This window comes from Nocardia sp. CDC160, assembly GCF_035818795.1.
In the GTDB taxonomy this organism is placed as follows: domain Bacteria; phylum Actinomycetota; class Actinomycetes; order Mycobacteriales; family Mycobacteriaceae; genus Nocardia.
On record NZ_JAYKYT010000004.1, the window covers coordinates 656,514 to 671,523 of the forward strand.

At 66.8% G+C, this 15,010-nt stretch carries 15 protein-coding genes; 8 read left to right on the plus strand and 7 right to left on the minus strand.

From position 1 onward, the window contains the following. Positions 1-8 precede the first annotated feature (8 nt). Both VMT40_RS24600 and VMT40_RS24605 read right to left on the minus strand, forming a co-directional pair. Positions 9-1,232 carry an AAA family ATPase gene (locus VMT40_RS24600; protein WP_326361077.1) on the minus strand — a complete coding sequence of 408 codons (1,224 nt, stop codon included), beginning with the start codon at positions 1,230-1,232 and terminating at the stop codon, positions 9-11. Positions 1,233-1,490: 258 nt separating this feature from the next. Continuing rightward, positions 1,491-2,801: an RNA-guided endonuclease InsQ/TnpB family protein gene (locus VMT40_RS24605; RefSeq protein WP_326361079.1), complete on the minus strand. Its 1,311-nt coding sequence runs from the start codon at positions 2,799-2,801 to the stop codon at positions 1,491-1,493. Between the two features lie 24 nt (positions 2,802-2,825). Between VMT40_RS24605 and tnpA the strand changes: the two genes are divergently transcribed. Beyond that, complete coding sequence (tnpA, locus tag VMT40_RS24610; protein WP_326361081.1) at positions 2,826-3,245, plus strand: IS200/IS605 family transposase; 420 nt, start codon at positions 2,826-2,828, stop codon at positions 3,243-3,245. 134 nt (positions 3,246-3,379) lie between these two features. On the opposite strand, the gene VMT40_RS24615 is transcribed toward tnpA, so the two are convergent. Beyond that, a complete protein-coding gene (locus tag VMT40_RS24615) occupies positions 3,380-4,228 on the minus strand; it encodes a helix-turn-helix transcriptional regulator (protein WP_326361082.1) in 849 nt (282 codons plus the stop codon). A gap of 101 nt (positions 4,229-4,329) precedes the next feature. On the opposite strand from VMT40_RS24615, the gene VMT40_RS24620 reads away from it, so the two are divergent. Further along, the gene (locus tag VMT40_RS24620) at positions 4,330-4,956 is read left to right on the plus strand and encodes a cysteine hydrolase family protein (RefSeq protein ID WP_326361084.1); all 627 of its coding nucleotides are present in this window, start codon (positions 4,330-4,332) and stop codon (positions 4,954-4,956) included. Beyond that, a complete protein-coding gene (locus VMT40_RS24625; RefSeq protein ID WP_326361086.1) occupies positions 4,953-5,609 on the plus strand; it encodes a trimeric intracellular cation channel family protein in 657 nt (218 codons plus the stop codon). The genes VMT40_RS24620 and VMT40_RS24625 overlap by 4 nt, the downstream gene beginning before the upstream one ends. On the opposite strand, the gene VMT40_RS24630 is transcribed toward VMT40_RS24625, so the two are convergent. Then, positions 5,557-6,207 carry an NAD(P)H-binding protein gene (locus tag VMT40_RS24630; RefSeq protein WP_326361088.1) on the minus strand — a complete coding sequence of 217 codons (651 nt, stop codon included), beginning with the start codon at positions 6,205-6,207 and terminating at the stop codon, positions 5,557-5,559. The two genes, VMT40_RS24625 and VMT40_RS24630, sit on opposite strands and share 53 nt — an antisense overlap. A gap of 240 nt (positions 6,208-6,447) precedes the next feature. On the opposite strand from VMT40_RS24630, the gene VMT40_RS24635 reads away from it, so the two are divergent. Together VMT40_RS24635 and VMT40_RS24640 are read left to right on the plus strand one after the other, a co-directional pair. After that, positions 6,448-6,864: an NUDIX domain-containing protein gene (locus VMT40_RS24635; protein ID WP_326361090.1), complete on the plus strand. Its 417-nt coding sequence runs from the start codon at positions 6,448-6,450 to the stop codon at positions 6,862-6,864. Between the two features lie 20 nt (positions 6,865-6,884). Then, positions 6,885-8,231, plus strand: a complete 1,347-nt coding sequence (locus tag VMT40_RS24640; protein ID WP_326361092.1) for an FAD-binding oxidoreductase — start codon at positions 6,885-6,887, stop codon at positions 8,229-8,231. A 20-nt stretch (positions 8,232-8,251) separates the two neighbouring features. On the opposite strand, the gene VMT40_RS24645 is transcribed toward VMT40_RS24640, so the two are convergent. After that, on the minus strand, positions 8,252-9,454 hold the full coding sequence (locus VMT40_RS24645) for a serine hydrolase domain-containing protein (protein WP_326361094.1): 1,203 nt from the start codon (positions 9,452-9,454) through the stop codon (positions 8,252-8,254). A gap of 33 nt (positions 9,455-9,487) precedes the next feature. Continuing rightward, entirely contained in the window at positions 9,488-10,402 is a 915-nt protein-coding gene (locus VMT40_RS24650; protein ID WP_326361096.1) for a LysR family transcriptional regulator, read from the minus strand. 92 nt (positions 10,403-10,494) lie between these two features. Here VMT40_RS24650 and mqo point away from each other — a divergent pair, with 92 nt between their 5' ends. Beyond that, the gene (gene mqo, locus VMT40_RS24655) at positions 10,495-11,946 is read left to right on the plus strand and encodes a malate dehydrogenase (quinone) (protein WP_326361097.1); all 1,452 of its coding nucleotides are present in this window, start codon (positions 10,495-10,497) and stop codon (positions 11,944-11,946) included. Here the strand turns inward: mqo and VMT40_RS24660 are convergent. Next, the gene (locus VMT40_RS24660; protein ID WP_326361099.1) at positions 11,892-12,887 is read right to left on the minus strand and encodes a YncE family protein; all 996 of its coding nucleotides are present in this window, start codon (positions 12,885-12,887) and stop codon (positions 11,892-11,894) included. The genes mqo and VMT40_RS24660 overlap by 55 nt on opposite strands. A 125-nt stretch (positions 12,888-13,012) precedes the next feature. Here VMT40_RS24660 and VMT40_RS24665 point away from each other — a divergent pair, with 125 nt between their 5' ends. After that, positions 13,013-13,792, plus strand: a complete 780-nt coding sequence (locus VMT40_RS24665) for an alpha/beta fold hydrolase (RefSeq protein ID WP_326361100.1) — start codon at positions 13,013-13,015, stop codon at positions 13,790-13,792. Positions 13,793-14,089: 297 nt separating this feature from the next. Further along, on the plus strand, positions 14,090-14,968 hold the full coding sequence (locus VMT40_RS24670) for a patatin-like phospholipase family protein (protein ID WP_326361102.1): 879 nt from the start codon (positions 14,090-14,092) through the stop codon (positions 14,966-14,968). The last annotated feature ends 42 nt before the right edge of the window (positions 14,969-15,010 follow it).

Genomic DNA, 15,010 nt, shown 5'->3' on the forward strand with positions numbered 1-15,010 from the left:
GTGGTCACCTACTTCGGCTGCGGCTGACCGGGGACGCCGGGCACATGACCGTTGGGCGGCTGCGGAATACCCGGCTGCGGGGCACCGCCCACCGGGGCCATGCCGGGCTGCGACTGACCGCCGTGCGGGCCCATCACCGGCGGCTGGGCCGGGGCAGGCATCGGGGTGGCGGCACCGGCCGGGGCATTGGCCTGGGCGGCGACCTGCGGCAGGCCGACGGTCTGCAGCACGCGCTTGATCACATCGTCGGGGCTGACCTCGTCGGCCAGGGCGTCGTAGGACAGCACCAGGCGGTGGCGCAGCACATCCGGGATCACCTCGACCACGTCCTGCGGGACCACGTAGTCGCGGCCGCGGATCAGGGCGACCGCGCGGGCGGCGGCGATGATGCCCAGCGAGGCGCGCGGGGACGCGCCGTAGGAGATCCACCCGGCCACGTCCTGCATGCCGAAGTCGGCGGGCTTGCGGGTCGCGGCGATCACGCGGACCACGTAGTCGACCAGGGCGTGGTGGACGAAGGTATTGGCGGCGACGCCCTGCAGGCGCACCAGCTCCTCCGGGTCGAGCACGCGCTTGGCCTCCGGCGGGGTGACACCCATCCGGTAGATGATCTCGCGCTCCTCCTCGACCGAGGGGTAGTCGACGACGACCTTGAACAGGAAGCGGTCGCGCTGGGCCTCGGGCAGCGGGTACACGCCCTCGGACTCGATCGGGTTCTGGGTCGCCATGACCAGGAACGGATTCGGCATCGGGTAGGTCTTGCCGCCGATGGACACATGCCGTTCGGCCATCACCTCGAGCAGCGCGGACTGCACCTTGGCGGGCGCGCGGTTGATCTCGTCGGCGAGCACGAAGTTCGCGACCACCGGGCCGAGTTCGGTGTCGAACTCCTCGCGGCCCTGGCGGTAGATGCGGGTACCGACCAGGTCGGTGGGCACGAGGTCGGGGGTGAACTGGACGCGGGAGAAGCTGCCGCCCACCACCTTCGCGAAGGTCTCCACGGCCAGGGTCTTGGCGATGCCCGGCACACCCTCCAGCAGCACATGCCCCTTGGCGAGTACGCCGACCAACAGCCGCTCGACCAGCCGATCCTGGCCGACGATCACGCGTTTGACTTCGTAGATCGCCTTCTCCAGGGTCTGGACATCGCGCTCGAGGGTGTTCGAAGCCGAGGGCGGCGCATCCTTCACCGTGCTTACCCCGCTCACACCGTCAGTCGAAGTCACCAACATCCCCGCTTTCGCCTTGGTCTCTGTGCGTTCCGCCCCAACTATATGCGCCGAGCCCGATACGCATCGCATCCGAACACTCGGAGGCGGCGGCCTGCGCGAACTCAACCGCCTCGACACCGATCCGGTCGCGGAATAGCTGAATCCTCGATTTCAGGGCCGAAATTTGGGCGCGGATCGAAACCAGGTCCGGCAAATTCCGATGCGCGAGATACCTGGATTGACGTCCTCTCCAGCCTCGAGGCTGGAGATTCCTCCCGATCATGCTGCGGTTCCTGGGGAGGACGGTTCACGCATCCGGCTGGCCCTGCGGCCGCCTCGCCCTTTCGGACTGCGCGTGCTCTGTGAACCAGCACCACCGCCGGTACCGGTTCCCGCCCGTCCGGCGGTGTGAATCGCTCGATCACGGATGTTGATGGACGCGTTCTTGTCGGCGTGTTCGGTGTGCCCGCACTGCGTGCACGCGAACAGCCGTCCGCAACCCCGCCGTGATTCGGGGTCGCGGGCACCGCAGCGGCAGCACGTCTGACTGCTGCCCGGTGCAGGTACCACGATCAGCTGTCCACCATAGCGTTTCGTCTTGTACCCGAGTTGACGGCGGATCTCGTACCACCCCTGATCGGCGATGGACCGGTTGAGCCCGGCCTTTTGGCGGACCTTCGAGCCGGGTTGTGTGACAGTGCCTTTCGCCGACCGGATCATGCTGGAAACGCTCAGGTCCTCGATACCGATCAGGCCGTGGCTTTGGGCCAGATCGGTCGTGAGCTTGTGGTTCCAGTCCAGTCGGCGACGGGCTTGCCGCGCCTTAAATGCGGCGATTGCCGCGTTCGTGCGGCGGAGTCTGTTCGAGTACTTCCCTCCCGCATACTTTTTCGCGTAGGTGAGCTGGCGGGCTCGACGCCTCTCCAATCTGCGCAACCTACGGTGCTCGCCAACGCTGAGAGTGGCAGGTCGCTGCCGCGCGGCGTCGTCGGCGGAGCAGAACACCGAGCAGGCGATCCCGACATCTATACCGATCGGCGGGCCGGTGTTGACCGGCGGGGTGGCCAGCTCCGGTTGGTGGACACCGAAGGAGATGTGCCAGCCAAGCCCGTCACGGCTGACTGTCGCATTGCGAACCGTGCCGTCGATCGGACGGGACACCCGAAATCGAACCCACCCGATTTTCGGCAGCCTCACCTGCGCGCTACGCCGCGACACCTGCCGAACCTCGATGGCTTGACCGGGGAAGCAGAGACTCCCCCAGTCTCGCTTCTTCTTGAACTGCGGAAACCCGGCCGGATGATCACGGTTCCAGAAATTGTCGTAGGCGGCGTCCAGGCGACGCAGAACTTGTTGCGCGCATTGCGCGGGAAGGTCAGCCAGCCAATCGTATTCGCGCCGCGCCTGGGTCAACTCTGGGCCCTGATCCACAGCCCGCAACGTGACCCGCCGCGCGGAATGGTAGGCCCAGATGCGTTGCGCGAGTGCGGTGTTCCACACGGCCCGGCAAGTGTCCGACCACCCGGTCAATCGGTCCGCCTGTTCGCGGGTCGGGTACAGGCGGTACCTGCGTGCCATGTTCGCCTTCATCCTGTGCAATCTACACTTGGCTTCATGGACACGACCATCGACTTTCGTGCAGGTAGACACGTGGTTTACATAATGCATGTCCATTTGGTTTTCATAACCAAATATCAACGTCCGGTGTTCGCCGCACTGCATCTGACGCGGATGGAGGAGATCATGCGGGAGGTCTGCAAGGACTTCGAAGCCGAGCTGGTCGAATTCAGCGGAGCCGCCAACCACGTGCACCTGCTGGTGACCTATCCACCGAAAGTCGCGGTCTCCAAACTGGTCAACTCCCTCAAGGGCGTATCCAGCCGACTGATGCGCAAAGAGTTCGAAGACCTGCGATTCGCCTACTGGAACGGTGCGCGCCTATGGTCTGGCTCTTATTTCGCAGGTTCAGTCGGTGGAGCACCGATTTCGGTTGCGCACCAGTACATCCAGCAGGAGGCCCGACCCAGCGTCTGAAAGCCAGCCTCTGCCGACGGCTGGTCCTCGACCAACACATCTCCGCGATCCAGTCGGGCTGATCCATCGGATCCTCGCATGTAGGCCGGAGCTCGAAATCGACACGGTAACCTCCCGATACGAAGGTGGTCGAGCTATCTCGCGGTCGGCTCGGTGTCAGGGTGAGTGAGTTCGTGTAGGGCCTTCTCCGAGGGCGTGCCGGGTTCTGCGCTGTAGAGGACGAGGGCGCGCACACCTGGATCGGCGGGCAGATTCAAGAATTCGAAGTCGAGGTGGAGTTCGCCGACACGCGGGTGATCGAGGTGGTAGTGGCCGTGTGAGATGTCGGCGACGTCCTGTGTCTGCCACATGTACCGGAATTGGTCGCTGGCGGCGGTCATGGTGGTGATCAGGTTGCGCAGGGCGGTGTCGTCGGGGCGGGCGCTGACGCGCAGGCGGAGATAGGTGACCACGCGGCGGGCCATTTCGGGCCAGCTGGGGGCGGTGACGCGGCGGACGTTGTCGTCGAGGAAGACCAGGTGCGCCCAGGTGCGTTCGGCCTCGGGCACGGCACCGAAGTCGATGTCGAAGATCGCCGCGGCGGCGCGGTTCCAGGCCAGGATGTTGGTGTGGTGGCCGACCACGTAGGCGGGTGTCGGGTCCAGGGCCCGGACCAATTGCGTCAACTTGGGCCGCAGTTGCGGTGATTCGGGCGTGTCGTGTGCGGGCGGGTGCGCGAGATTGTGCAGGTGCCGTCGCTCGTCGGGGTCCAGGCGCAAGGCATTGGCGACGGCGTCGATGACCGCGTCGGAGACATTGTCGAGGCGACCGCGCTCGAAGCGGATGTAATAGTCGGCGCTGATCCCGGCCAGCTGGGCGAGTTCCTCGCGGCGCAGGCCCGGCACGCGCCGCCGGGTGCCGTACACGGTCAGCCCGACGTCCTCGGGCCGCAGCCGGGCGCGGCGGGTGCGCAGAAACGCGCCGATCTGCGAGGTCTCTTCCACGACCGGACATCCTAGGGGGGCTCTGGCAAACCCCGGTTCGGGCGATCCGATGACGACCGCGGCACTGGCTCGCGGTTTCGGCGCCGCGCAGGCTCATTCCCATGAAACGAGCCTTGATCGTGATCGACGTTCAGAACGAGTACGTGGTCGGCAACCTCCCCATCGCCTATCCCCCGCTGGATATCAGCCTGGCGAATATCGGTGCGGCCATGGACGCGGCACACGCGGCCGGAATCCCGGTGATTCTGATCCAGCAGGCGGCACCGGCGCAGTCGCCGATCTTCGCCAGGGGCAGTGCGGGTTTCGCGCTCCACCCCACCGTCACGCAACGCCCGCACGACCTTCTGATCGAGAAGACGCTCCCCTCCAGCTTCACCGGCACCGGCCTGGCCGACTGGCTGGCCGAGCACGACATCGACACCGTCGCCATCTGCGGCTACATGACCCAGAACTGCGACGAATCCACCGCCCGCGACGCCGTCCACCGCGGCTTCGCCGTCGAATTCCTCTCCGACGCGACCGGCACGCTGACGCTGGCCAATCAGGCCGGATCGATTACTGCCGAGGACCTGCACCGGGCCGTGCTGGTCGTCCTGCAGTCTCGCTTCGCGGCGGTGGCCAGCACGGCGGCGTGGATCGAATCCGTCACCACCGGAACCGAACTCGCCCGATCCAGCATTGTGGCCAGCACCAGCATTGTCGGCAGCACCGTGACCGCGCAGTCGTGACGGCGTTGCTGCACATACCGGTCGGGCTCGACCTGGCGGCGGTGGCGGTCGGCGCGCTCGCGGGTGCGTTGACCGCCACCGGCCGCGCCCAGGCCGATCGCATCGATGTGATCGGGGTGGCCGTCATCGCCATCGCGACGGGGCTGGGCGGGAGCATCCTGCGCGATTGCGTCCTCGGGCAGACACCGGCGGCACTGCGCGGCGACGGCTATCTACTCACCGCGCTGCTCGCGGCGGGCATCGGAACGACGTTCGCGCACGCGCTGATCCGCGTGTCGATGCTGATCGCACTGCTCGACGCCGGGGCCCTGGGCCTGTATCTCGTGCTCGGCATCACCAAGGCCCAGCTGGCCGGGGTGTCGACGGGTGCGGCGGTGCTCGTGGGCATCGTGGCATGCACCGGCGGTGGAGTGGTCCGAGACCTGCTGCTCGGAGATCCGGTCGCGCTGGTGCGCATCGGATCCTGGTATGTCACAGCGGCTTTGGGGGCAGCGGGCGTCTTTCTGCTGTGTCAGCCACACACGAGCCTCACCACCGCCACGATCGTGACGGTCGCGGCCGCGTTCGTCCTGCGCGCCGCCGCCTTGCGGTGGGCGTGGCTCAGCCCAGCAGCCGGTCGACGGCCTCCTCGACGGGTGTCGGTCCGTCGGTGAGTTCGATGATCATGCGGTTGAGTTGGGGGCGGTGCAGGGCGGCGGCGAGGAAGGCGGCGACATTGTCGCGGTGGACGTCACCGTATTCGATGGCCAAACCCGCTGTGACCGAACCGTTTCCGGGCTCGTCGCGCAGGGTGCCGGGGCGCACGATGAGCCAGTCGAGGTCGGTGTTGACCAGGTGCACGTCGGCGGATTTCTTCACGCGCATGTAGTGCTCGAAGCCGGGTGAGGTTTCGCGGTCGCGGCCCGCGTCGGGGAAGACCGAGACGAGCAGGAACCGGGAGACTCCGGCCTGGCGGGCGGCCGCGGCGGACTTCTCGAGGCCCTTGCCGTCGATGAGGGTGGTCTGGTCGATGCCGGTGCCGTGGGCTCCGGCCGAGAAGACGATGGCGTCGTGGCCGCGGAACTTGGCGGCCAGTTCGTCGACCGTGTCGGCGATGAGGTCGCCCGGAATCGGGGTGGCGCCGGTGGCGGCGATGGCGTCGGCCTGGGCCGGATTGCGGTGCATGCCGGTGACCTGGTCGCCGCGGGCGGTGAGCAGGCTCGCGAGGGGGCGGCCGACGCCACCGGCGGCACCGATTTGGAATACCTTCACGGCAACTCCTCTCGTAGGCTGGAACCGGCCTTCAGCTTCTCACCGACCTACCCCCAGAAAGTTTCCGGGCCGCGGATCGGTTGGCTGGAAGTGCGTGCAATCTTGCGAATGTCTCTGCCGCGGACCGATTCCGCACCGGTAGCGTTGTCGGTATCGGTCGACGGTGTCCGGTGATACGGGATGTGGTGTGCAGTGTGGGATTTCGAAGTTTCGCCCCGGCAATCGATCGGCGAGACGGTGTTGGAAGAACTCAGGGAGCGGGCCGCCGCGGACGGGGTGGCGCTACGGGTCGGAGTCGTGGTCGAACACAACGACGCCGTGCTGATGCTCGAGCATGAGGAACACGTCGAGGGGCGCAGTCCGCTGCACCTACCCGGCACGGTGGTGCGCCCCGGCGAGTCGCTGGCCAACGCGGTGGTGCGCGCGGTCCGCGAGGAGACGGGGCTCACGGTGGTCGATATCGTGCGCCACCTCGGCAGCTTCGACTACCTCTCCAGCGCCGGAAAACCGGTGCGCAGAGAGCATTTCGCGGCCGAGCTGGCGGCCTCGGGACCGGTTCGCCTGACCAATTACGCGAACTATCGGTGGGTTCCGCTGGCGGGTGAGCTGCCCGTCACCAAGTCGATTCGCCGTATCCTCATGGCGTACCAGGAGTAGTCGCGAGCCGGGAGGGCCACATGCTCGAGATCGACACTCGTCCGGTGGTCCTCGATCAGTACACGATCGACGAGACCGGCCGGGCCGGGCAGCGCCCACGCGGCGTGGTGTACCCGACCGGGGTCGACGACGTGGTGACCGTGGTCGAGTGGGCCCGCGACACCGGGACGCCGCTCATCGCACGGGGTGCCGGGACCAGCCTGGAGGGGCATCTGCTGGCTCGCGGGGACGAGCTGATCGTGGATATGTCGCAGGCGAACAAGATTCTGGGCATCGCGCCGGAGGATTTCACGGCCACCGTGCAGCCGGGGGTCACGCGCACTCAGCTCAATGCGGCGGCCGCGGAATACGGGCTCCAGTTCACCGTGGATCCCGGGGCGGACGCGTCGCTGGGCGGGATGGCCGCGACCAATGCCAGCGGCACCACCACGGTCCGTTACGGCGGGATGCGCGCGAATGTGCTGGCCCTGCAGGCGGTCTTCGCCGACGCGACGGTGACCCGGCTCGGGCGGGCGGTGCGCAAGTCATCGAGCGGGTACGACCTGAAGGATCTGCTCATCGGGTCGGCGGGGACGCTCGGGCTGATCACCGAACTCACGGTGCGGCTGCATCCGATTCCGGAATGGATTCACTCGCTGCGGATTTCGTTTCCGACCGTGGCGGACGCGGTGGACACCGCGGTCGAGATGCTGGGGCTGGCGCTGCCGGTGAGTCGGCTCGAACTGGTCGACGCGCCGAGTATGGCGGCCATCAATGCGTTTCGGGGCACGGCGTATGCCGAGACACCCGCGCTGTTCGTGGATATCGAATCCAGTTCGGCCGCGGCGGTCACCGCCAACGAGAGCGACATTCAGCGGATCGCGCACGCGCACGGGGCGATCGATGTGACGACGGCGCGCACGCACGGCGACCGGCATGCGCTCTGGGAGGATCGGCACAATCTGTATTTCGCGGTCAAGGCCAGCAATCCCGGACGGCAATTCCTGATCACCGATACCGCCGTGCCGTACTCGCAGATCGCCGGGGCGGTCGACACGGCCGCCCGGTTGGGTACCGAGCTGGGGTTGAACATCACCGTCGCCGGGCACATCGGTGATGGGAACGTGCACACGATCGTGCCGTACAACGAGGACGAATACCCTGGCGCGCAGGTGTTTTCGGATCTGGTGGTGCGTCATGCGCTCGAGGTCGGTGGGACCGCGACCGGGGAGCACGGGATCGGGTTGACCAAGAAGAAGTATCTGCGGGAGGAACACGGGTCGGGGGTCGATCTCATGGCGGCGGTCAAACGGGCGCTGGACCCGCAGGGGTTGTTCAATCCGGGCAAAGTGCTCGACGTCGAACCCGTGAGCTTGGAGACCGACTAGTCGGTTGATTCCCGGTCGGCTCAGGCGATCGCACAGGCGATGGTGGTGAACGCGGTCGCGAACTGATCGTTCGTATCGACGGTATTGATGCTGACGGTCACCGCGGTGCCCTTGTCCGTGGCGATCGCCAAGGTGCTGAAGCCCGGGATTCCGCCGGAGTGACCCCACACCTGCTTCGTCTCACTGCCGCACGGCAGCTGGAATCGGATCAGGCCGAGTCCGTAGTTCATTTCGGTGACCGGCGGCATCGGGATGGTCTGTCGCATCTGCGCGAGTTGTGCTGCCGGGAGCAGCTTTCCGGTCACCAGGGCGGTGAAGAACCGATTCACGTCGGAGCCGGTGGAGACGATCGCACCGGCGGCACCCGTCCACGCCACCTCGGTGTCGGTGGCGTCGACCCAGGTGTCGCCGACCTTGCGGTAGCCGAGAGGGTGCGGGTCGCGCAGGGTCGTATCACCGGCCACCGGGATGTAGGTGTCGCGCATTCCGAGAGGTTCGAGGATGCGGGTACTGATCGCGTCGGCCAGGGAATGGCCGGTGAGTCGTTCGATCATCATGCCCAGCAGCACGTAATTGGTGTTGGTGTAACGGAATTCGGCTCCCGGTTCGAACTGCGGCGGGATGCTCAGGGCGATGCGGACCTCGTCGGCCGGTGTGTAGTCGCGGTAGGCCTTGCCGTCGGTCGTCTGGTCGAGCTGTTGCGGGAGCTTCTGCGCGACGTCCTCCGGGGCGAAATCGGCCAGACCGCTGGTGTGCTGGAGCAGGTGGTGGACGGTGATTCGATTGCCGTCATTGCCGTTGCCCTGCACCACGCCCGGGAGGTACCGCTCGATCGGGGCCTCGAGGTCGACGGTTCCCTCCCCTACCAGTTGGAGGACCACCGTGGCGACGAAAGTCTTGGTGACGCTGCCGATTCGAATGTGCGCGTTGTCGGCATAGGGCGCTCCGGTGGCGAGGTTGCCGGAACCCGCGGCGACCGTGTGCTGGCCGTCGGGTCCGCTGAGTACCGCCTGCGCGCCCGGCAGTCCGGAGCGGACCAGGAGGGTGAGCGCGTCGGAGACCTGCGCGGTCGGTGTGGAGGAGCGGGTCTCCGCCGTGCCGTCGTTGCAGCCTGCCGTGGCCAGCACCGCGGCGGCGACGACGGCATACCCGCTACGACGCCGAAACCTGCTCACACCCACACCGCTCCCCTTCTCCACGTCGACCAAGGTCACTTCGACCACGCCTACGACGCTAAGGAACCGCGACACCCGTGCCTATCCGGTAACCCCCGGAATTCGCCCTACCCCAAAAGTCGCAATGTGATCGCGTAACCGCTGCACGGCCGGGGTCGGGCGGTGGTTGCCCGAGACCAGGCCGATGCTGCGGTCGCGCTCGCCGGTGAGCGGGACGCGGGTCAGGCCGGGATGCGGGAGTTCCGGGGCAGGCAGTACCGCGATGCCGAGGTTTTGGGCGACCAGGGCGCGCAGGGTTTCGAATTCGGTGATCTCGAAGCCGACCTGTGGGGTGAATCCGGCTGCGGCACACCAGGAATCGAACAGGCGGCGCAGATGGTAGGTGGGCGGGTTGGCGATGAACGGCTCGTCGGCCAGTTCGGCCAGATCGACCTCGGTGCGGGTCGCGAGGGGGTGATCGCTTGCAACGTAGAGGTCGATGCGCTGCAAGCCCAGCAGGATGGTCGGCAGATCATCAGGTGCGGGGATGGTGACGGCCAGGTCCAGGCGACCGTCGCGGACCATGTCGACCAGGGCGGTGCCGTGCGCCTGCACCAGGTGCAATCGGACACGCGGTGCGACGGTGTGGAAGTCGGCCAGCAGCGACGGAATACTGACCGGCCCCAACGTGAATGGGAAGCCGAACCTGACCAGGCCGCTGTCGGGATCGGCATTGCTGCGCACGACATCGACCGCGTCGCCGAGCTGGCGGACCAGGCCGCGGGTGCGTTCGAACAGCTCCTGCCCGGCCGCGGTGAGGGCGACACGGCGGCCCACCGGCTGGAACAGCCGCACCCCGACCGCCTGCTCGACCGCCTTCAGGCGTCGGCTCAAGGACGACTGGGGTACGCCGAGCCGTTGCGCCGCGCGGGTGATGTGGCCCTCATCGGCGGCCGCTTCGAAGGCGGCGAGCAGCGGAATCAGCGCCTCTACCTGCACCGACGACAATTCATCCATATATGGATCATAAAGCTTTGAAATGAACATTGGACGGATGAATCTGTGCGGCGTGACGATGACAGGTACTACGAGCCAAGGAGGTCGCTTCCATGGACACGAATGTCACCTACGCCGAATTCGCCACCCGGACCGAGGTTCTCGATGTGCTGCTGATCGGCGGCGGCATCATGTCGGCCACGCTCGGCGCGATGATCGCGGCACGGCAACCGGATTGGTCGATGGCGCTGCTCGAGCGGCTCGACCGGGTCGCCGCGGAGAGCTCCGATCCGTGGAACAACGCGGGGACCGGGCACTCCGGGTTCTGCGAGCTCAACTACATGCCCGATCCGAACGATCCGGGGAAGGCGGCCGAGATCGCTTCGATGTTCGGGCTGACGCGGCGGTTTTGGGCGGAGCTCGAGGATCGCGGCGCTGGGACCGGGTTCGTGAATCCCACCCCGCACATGGATGTCGTCTTCGGCGAGCGGGACATTGCTTACCTGCGCCAGCGGTATCAGACTTTGCGTGCGCTGCCGGAGTTTTCGGCCATGGAGTACAGCGAGGATCACGCCACGATCGCGGAGTGGGCTCCGCTACTCATGGCAGGGCGCGATCCGGGCGAGGCGGTGGCCGCCACCCGGTACGAGGCGGGCAATGATGTCGACTTCGGAGCGCTCACTCGGTCATTGATTCACACTATGACCGACTCCGGTGCCCGGTTGCTCACCGGCCACGAGGTCACGGGCCTGCGCCGCGGTGCCGACGGGTTGTGGACCGTGACCGGCCGGAACCGAGATACCAAGCAGCGCTTCACCCTTCGCGCCCGGTTCGTGTTCGTCGGCGCGGGTGGGTACGCGTTGAAGCTGCTTCAGAAGGCCCGCATTCCCGAGGTCCGCGGCTACGGCGTCTTCCCGGTCGGCGCGCAATTCCTGCGCACTGACAACCCGGATGTCGCGGCCCGTCACAATGCGAAGGTCTACAGCCAAGCACCCGTCGGCGCTCCCCCAATGTCTGTGCCGCACTTGGACAAACGGATCGTCGATGGCGAGCCCTCACTCCTGTTCGGCCCGTACGCCACCTTCAGCACCCGACTGCTGAAGCACGGCAGACTCACCGACCTGTTCACTACTTTGCGCCTGACGAATATCGTCGCGCTCGTGGCCGCCGGGCTCCAAAACCTGCCCCTGGTCGGCTATCTCATTCGCGAGCTCCTCGCCACCAAGCGCCGCAAATTCGCCCAGCTCCAACGCTTCTATCCCGAAGCCGATCCCGCCGACTGGTACCTGGTCCAGGCAGGCCAACGCGCCCAGCTGGTCAAGCCCGACCCCAAACGCCTCGGCGTCCTCACCATGGGCACCGAACTCGTCACCGGCGCGGACGGCACCATCGCCGGTCTCCTGGGCGCATCCCCGGGAGCCTCGACCGCCCCGGCCATCATGCTCGACCTGCTGAATCGCTGCTTCCCGCAGCTGTATTCAGAGTGGGAACCGGCCCTGCGCGCGCCCGGCTACGACGTGGGCTCGAACTCCCAGAGCGCGGGCCCGCTGGCGATCGGGAAGTAACTGTGATGATCGGCGGGATCCACGACCACGACGTGCGCGCCATCGGCCATGTGCTCGGCTCCCGCGGGCGTCGTGTGTCCGTCCCGCCGATCGAACACGCTCACCCAACCGCTCTCGCACGCCACATACAGCCGCCGCGGCCCCGGGTCGTAAGCCAGCACATCGGGCGTCTCCCCAACACTGTTGTGCTCGGCGACAACACGTTTCGCGAGATCCACGGTGAGCAGCGTGGCATTGTCCTCACAACCGACATACATGACCTGCCCGCCCGCATCGAGCGCCTGCCCATGCGGCCCCTTACATCCCGGCGTCGGAATCCGGTCCGTGACCGTCAATGAATCCGGCGCGATGACCGCAAGCTCTCCACGCCCCTGCACCGCCACGACCATCCGATCGACCGGCGCATCGTAAACCACATTCCCCACCTCCCCACCCAAATCAACTGTGCCCCGGACGATTCCACTGTCCGCGTCCACCACGGTCTCGCTCCCACCCCGCTCATTGGTGACCCACACCGCATTCCGCACCGGATCGTAGGCAAGCCCATCGGGATAACTCCCGGTCGAAGCCCCGAACAACACCGCCCCACTCCCCTCGTCCAACCCCACCACCTGATCCCGCCCCGTCACCGTCGCATAAACCCTCCCCTTCTCCGGCACCACCAACACCCCATGCACATCCGGCACATCCGCAATAGTCCGCACCACCCTCCGCCCCCGCACATCCACCTCAACGATCTCCCCCGCCCCCATATGCGCGGCAAACATCAACCCCCGCCCAGAATCCAAGCTCGCGTAATCGAACCGCGACGACGCCCCACCCAACCCGATCTCGGCAACCTTCCGCAACGGCAACACCCCACCGGTCGTACTCGGCCCAGGCGACGAGCACCCAACCACCACCAGCATCCCCGCCACCCACCAGCCCCGCTTCAGCCACATCCGCCTCACCTCACGGCAATCGGCCCGCCTCCTGCACCGGGAGTGCCACCGCAGCATAAGACTTCCCATGCCACGATCACCGTCGACGCAAGACTCACGCAAGCGCATGCGGGCAAGATCGCGTCATGTCCCGTAACACCGAGAGTGTCGAGTCCGCGGACGGCACCCGCATCGTCTTCCATACGCAAGGGTCCGGTCCGCCACTGGTGATCGTCCACGGCGCACTAGTCACATTGGACATGTATCGCCATTTGGCCGACCTGCTGTCCACCCACCATCGGGTCGTGCTCATCGAACGGCGCGACTACGGTCCCAGCGGAAACGGTCCTCGCCCGGCGGGATTCGCCGCCCAGGCCGCCGATCTGGCCGCGGTGCTCGACACCGTGGGCGAGCCCGCATTCGTCTTCGGCCACTCCATGGGCGGTCTGGTGGCCCTGCACGCCATGCACCGAGACCCGTCGAAGGTGCGACGCCTCGCCCTCTACGAGCCCCCGGTCGTCCTCGCCGGACCACCGCTGGCACCAACCCTGGCCTCGATCCGAGAACTGATGGACGACAACCAACCCGCCGAGGCAATCATCGAATTCTTCACCGCCATCCTCGATTCCGCCCCACCCCGGTCGGTGCTGCTCCCACTCGGCGAGGCTCTCGCCTCCCGCGCCCCGGGCTTGGTAGTCGACCTCGAATGCCTGACCACCATGGCCACCGACATCACCCCCTGGTCCACCATCGCCCTCCCAACCCTGCTCCTCTCCGGCGAACTCACCGACACCTACGGCACCAAGAGCATCGCCCTCCTCCACACGACCCTCCCCAACACCCAAACCACCACCCTCCCAGGGGAGCACCACAACCCCGACAACCCAGAATCGCTGGCGGCCGCCCTCCGCGACTTCTTCAGCTGATCCATCACCCGCAACCTTCCCCAGTCCACTAGCGGATCGCTCGGAGCCGGGCTGGCCGAGGTCGATCATGTCGATCGCCTCCCGGACCACGGCTTTGGCCAAGACGTCACAAGAGGCATACAGAGCAGTCCAGCCAACAATCCCACCAGCATGCACTGGAGCAGGTCCCTTCTCGACGTTTGCCTGCCGGAATGCATGTTCGTCGAAAGCGGTCGGCGGCAGGGCGCTGCGGAGGTGGGGGCTCGGCGCATTGGCTTTCGGGGGACGGAGGTGACAGGGGTGGTTAGCATGGGCCGCATGGGGAGTGGAAATGAGCTGGGGTTGGGGAAGCCTGGTCGGCTGGGGGTTGTGCTGGGAGGGGGTGGGGTTATCGGGGCGGCGTGGATGGCTGGGGTGGGGGCTGGGTTGCGGCGGCGGGGAATTGATTTGGGGGCGGCGGAGTCGGTTGTGGGGACGTCGGCGGCGGGGGGGGGCCCGCCGGCGGGGCGGCGGGGCGGGGCTGCACTGGCTACGGGGGTGGATCTTGATTCGTTTGCTGAGCATCGGGGGCGGCCGGGTGGGGACGCTGGGGGCGCGGTGAAGCCTGAGTTGCTTGGGGCGGTGTTCGGGCTGCTGTTCGGTTCGGGGATGGATCGGGAGGCTGCGCGGCGGAAGGTGGGGCAGTTGGCGATGGCGGAGGAAGCGGCGGGGGCGAGGCATTTCGAGGCGATGGAGTGGCTGGTTGGTGGGAAGGAGTGGCCGGATCGGCTGCGGGTTGTTGTCGTCGACGCCGAGAGTGGTGAGCGGCGGGTGTGGGATCGGCACAGTGGGGTGCCACTGCCGGTCGCGGTGACAGCCAGCCGTGCACTGCCGGGCGCGTTTCCACCCGTTGTCGTTGATGATCATTACTACATCGACGGCGGGGTGTGGTCGCCGACCAATGCGGACGTCGCCGCGGACTCGGACATTCTCGTGGTCATCGAGCCACTGGCGCACCGGGTTTCAGGTGAGCAGCTGCAAGACGAGCTCGCGCGCACCACGGCGGGAACCGTTGTCCGGTTCGCTCCCGATGCGGCCGCGATCGACGTCTTCAACGCCTACGCCGCCAACACCCTCGCCGGATGGCCGGAGGCCTTCGGCCACGGTGTGCGCCAAGCGGATTCGCTCGCTCGGAAGTTGGCTGTGACGGTCGACTGAAAGCGCGTCATCGACGGCCGGATGTGTCAGTTCCCATGGCCG

What these genes read in the sequence shown, in the direction of transcription:
- VMT40_RS24600 (WP_326361077.1), bottom strand. Translation starts at nt 1,232, where the DNA reads ATGTTGGTGACTTCGACTGACGGTGTGAGCGGGGTAAGCACGGTGAAG.
- VMT40_RS24605 (WP_326361079.1), bottom strand. Translation starts at nt 2,801, where the DNA reads ATGAAGGCGAACATGGCACGCAGGTACCGCCTGTACCCGACCCGCGAA.
- tnpA (WP_326361081.1), top strand. Translation starts at nt 2,826, where the DNA reads ATGGACACGACCATCGACTTTCGTGCAGGTAGACACGTGGTTTACATA.
- VMT40_RS24620 (WP_326361084.1), top strand. Translation starts at nt 4,330, where the DNA reads ATGAAACGAGCCTTGATCGTGATCGACGTTCAGAACGAGTACGTGGTC.
- VMT40_RS24640 (WP_326361092.1), top strand. Translation starts at nt 6,885, where the DNA reads ATGCTCGAGATCGACACTCGTCCGGTGGTCCTCGATCAGTACACGATC.
- VMT40_RS24650 (WP_326361096.1), bottom strand. Translation starts at nt 10,402, where the DNA reads ATGGATGAATTGTCGTCGGTGCAGGTAGAGGCGCTGATTCCGCTGCTC.
- mqo (WP_326361097.1), top strand. Translation starts at nt 10,495, where the DNA reads ATGGACACGAATGTCACCTACGCCGAATTCGCCACCCGGACCGAGGTT.
- VMT40_RS24660 (WP_326361099.1), bottom strand. Translation starts at nt 12,887, where the DNA reads ATGTGGCTGAAGCGGGGCTGGTGGGTGGCGGGGATGCTGGTGGTGGTT.
- VMT40_RS24665 (WP_326361100.1), top strand. Translation starts at nt 13,013, where the DNA reads ATGTCCCGTAACACCGAGAGTGTCGAGTCCGCGGACGGCACCCGCATC.
- VMT40_RS24670 (WP_326361102.1), top strand. Translation starts at nt 14,090, where the DNA reads ATGGGGAGTGGAAATGAGCTGGGGTTGGGGAAGCCTGGTCGGCTGGGG.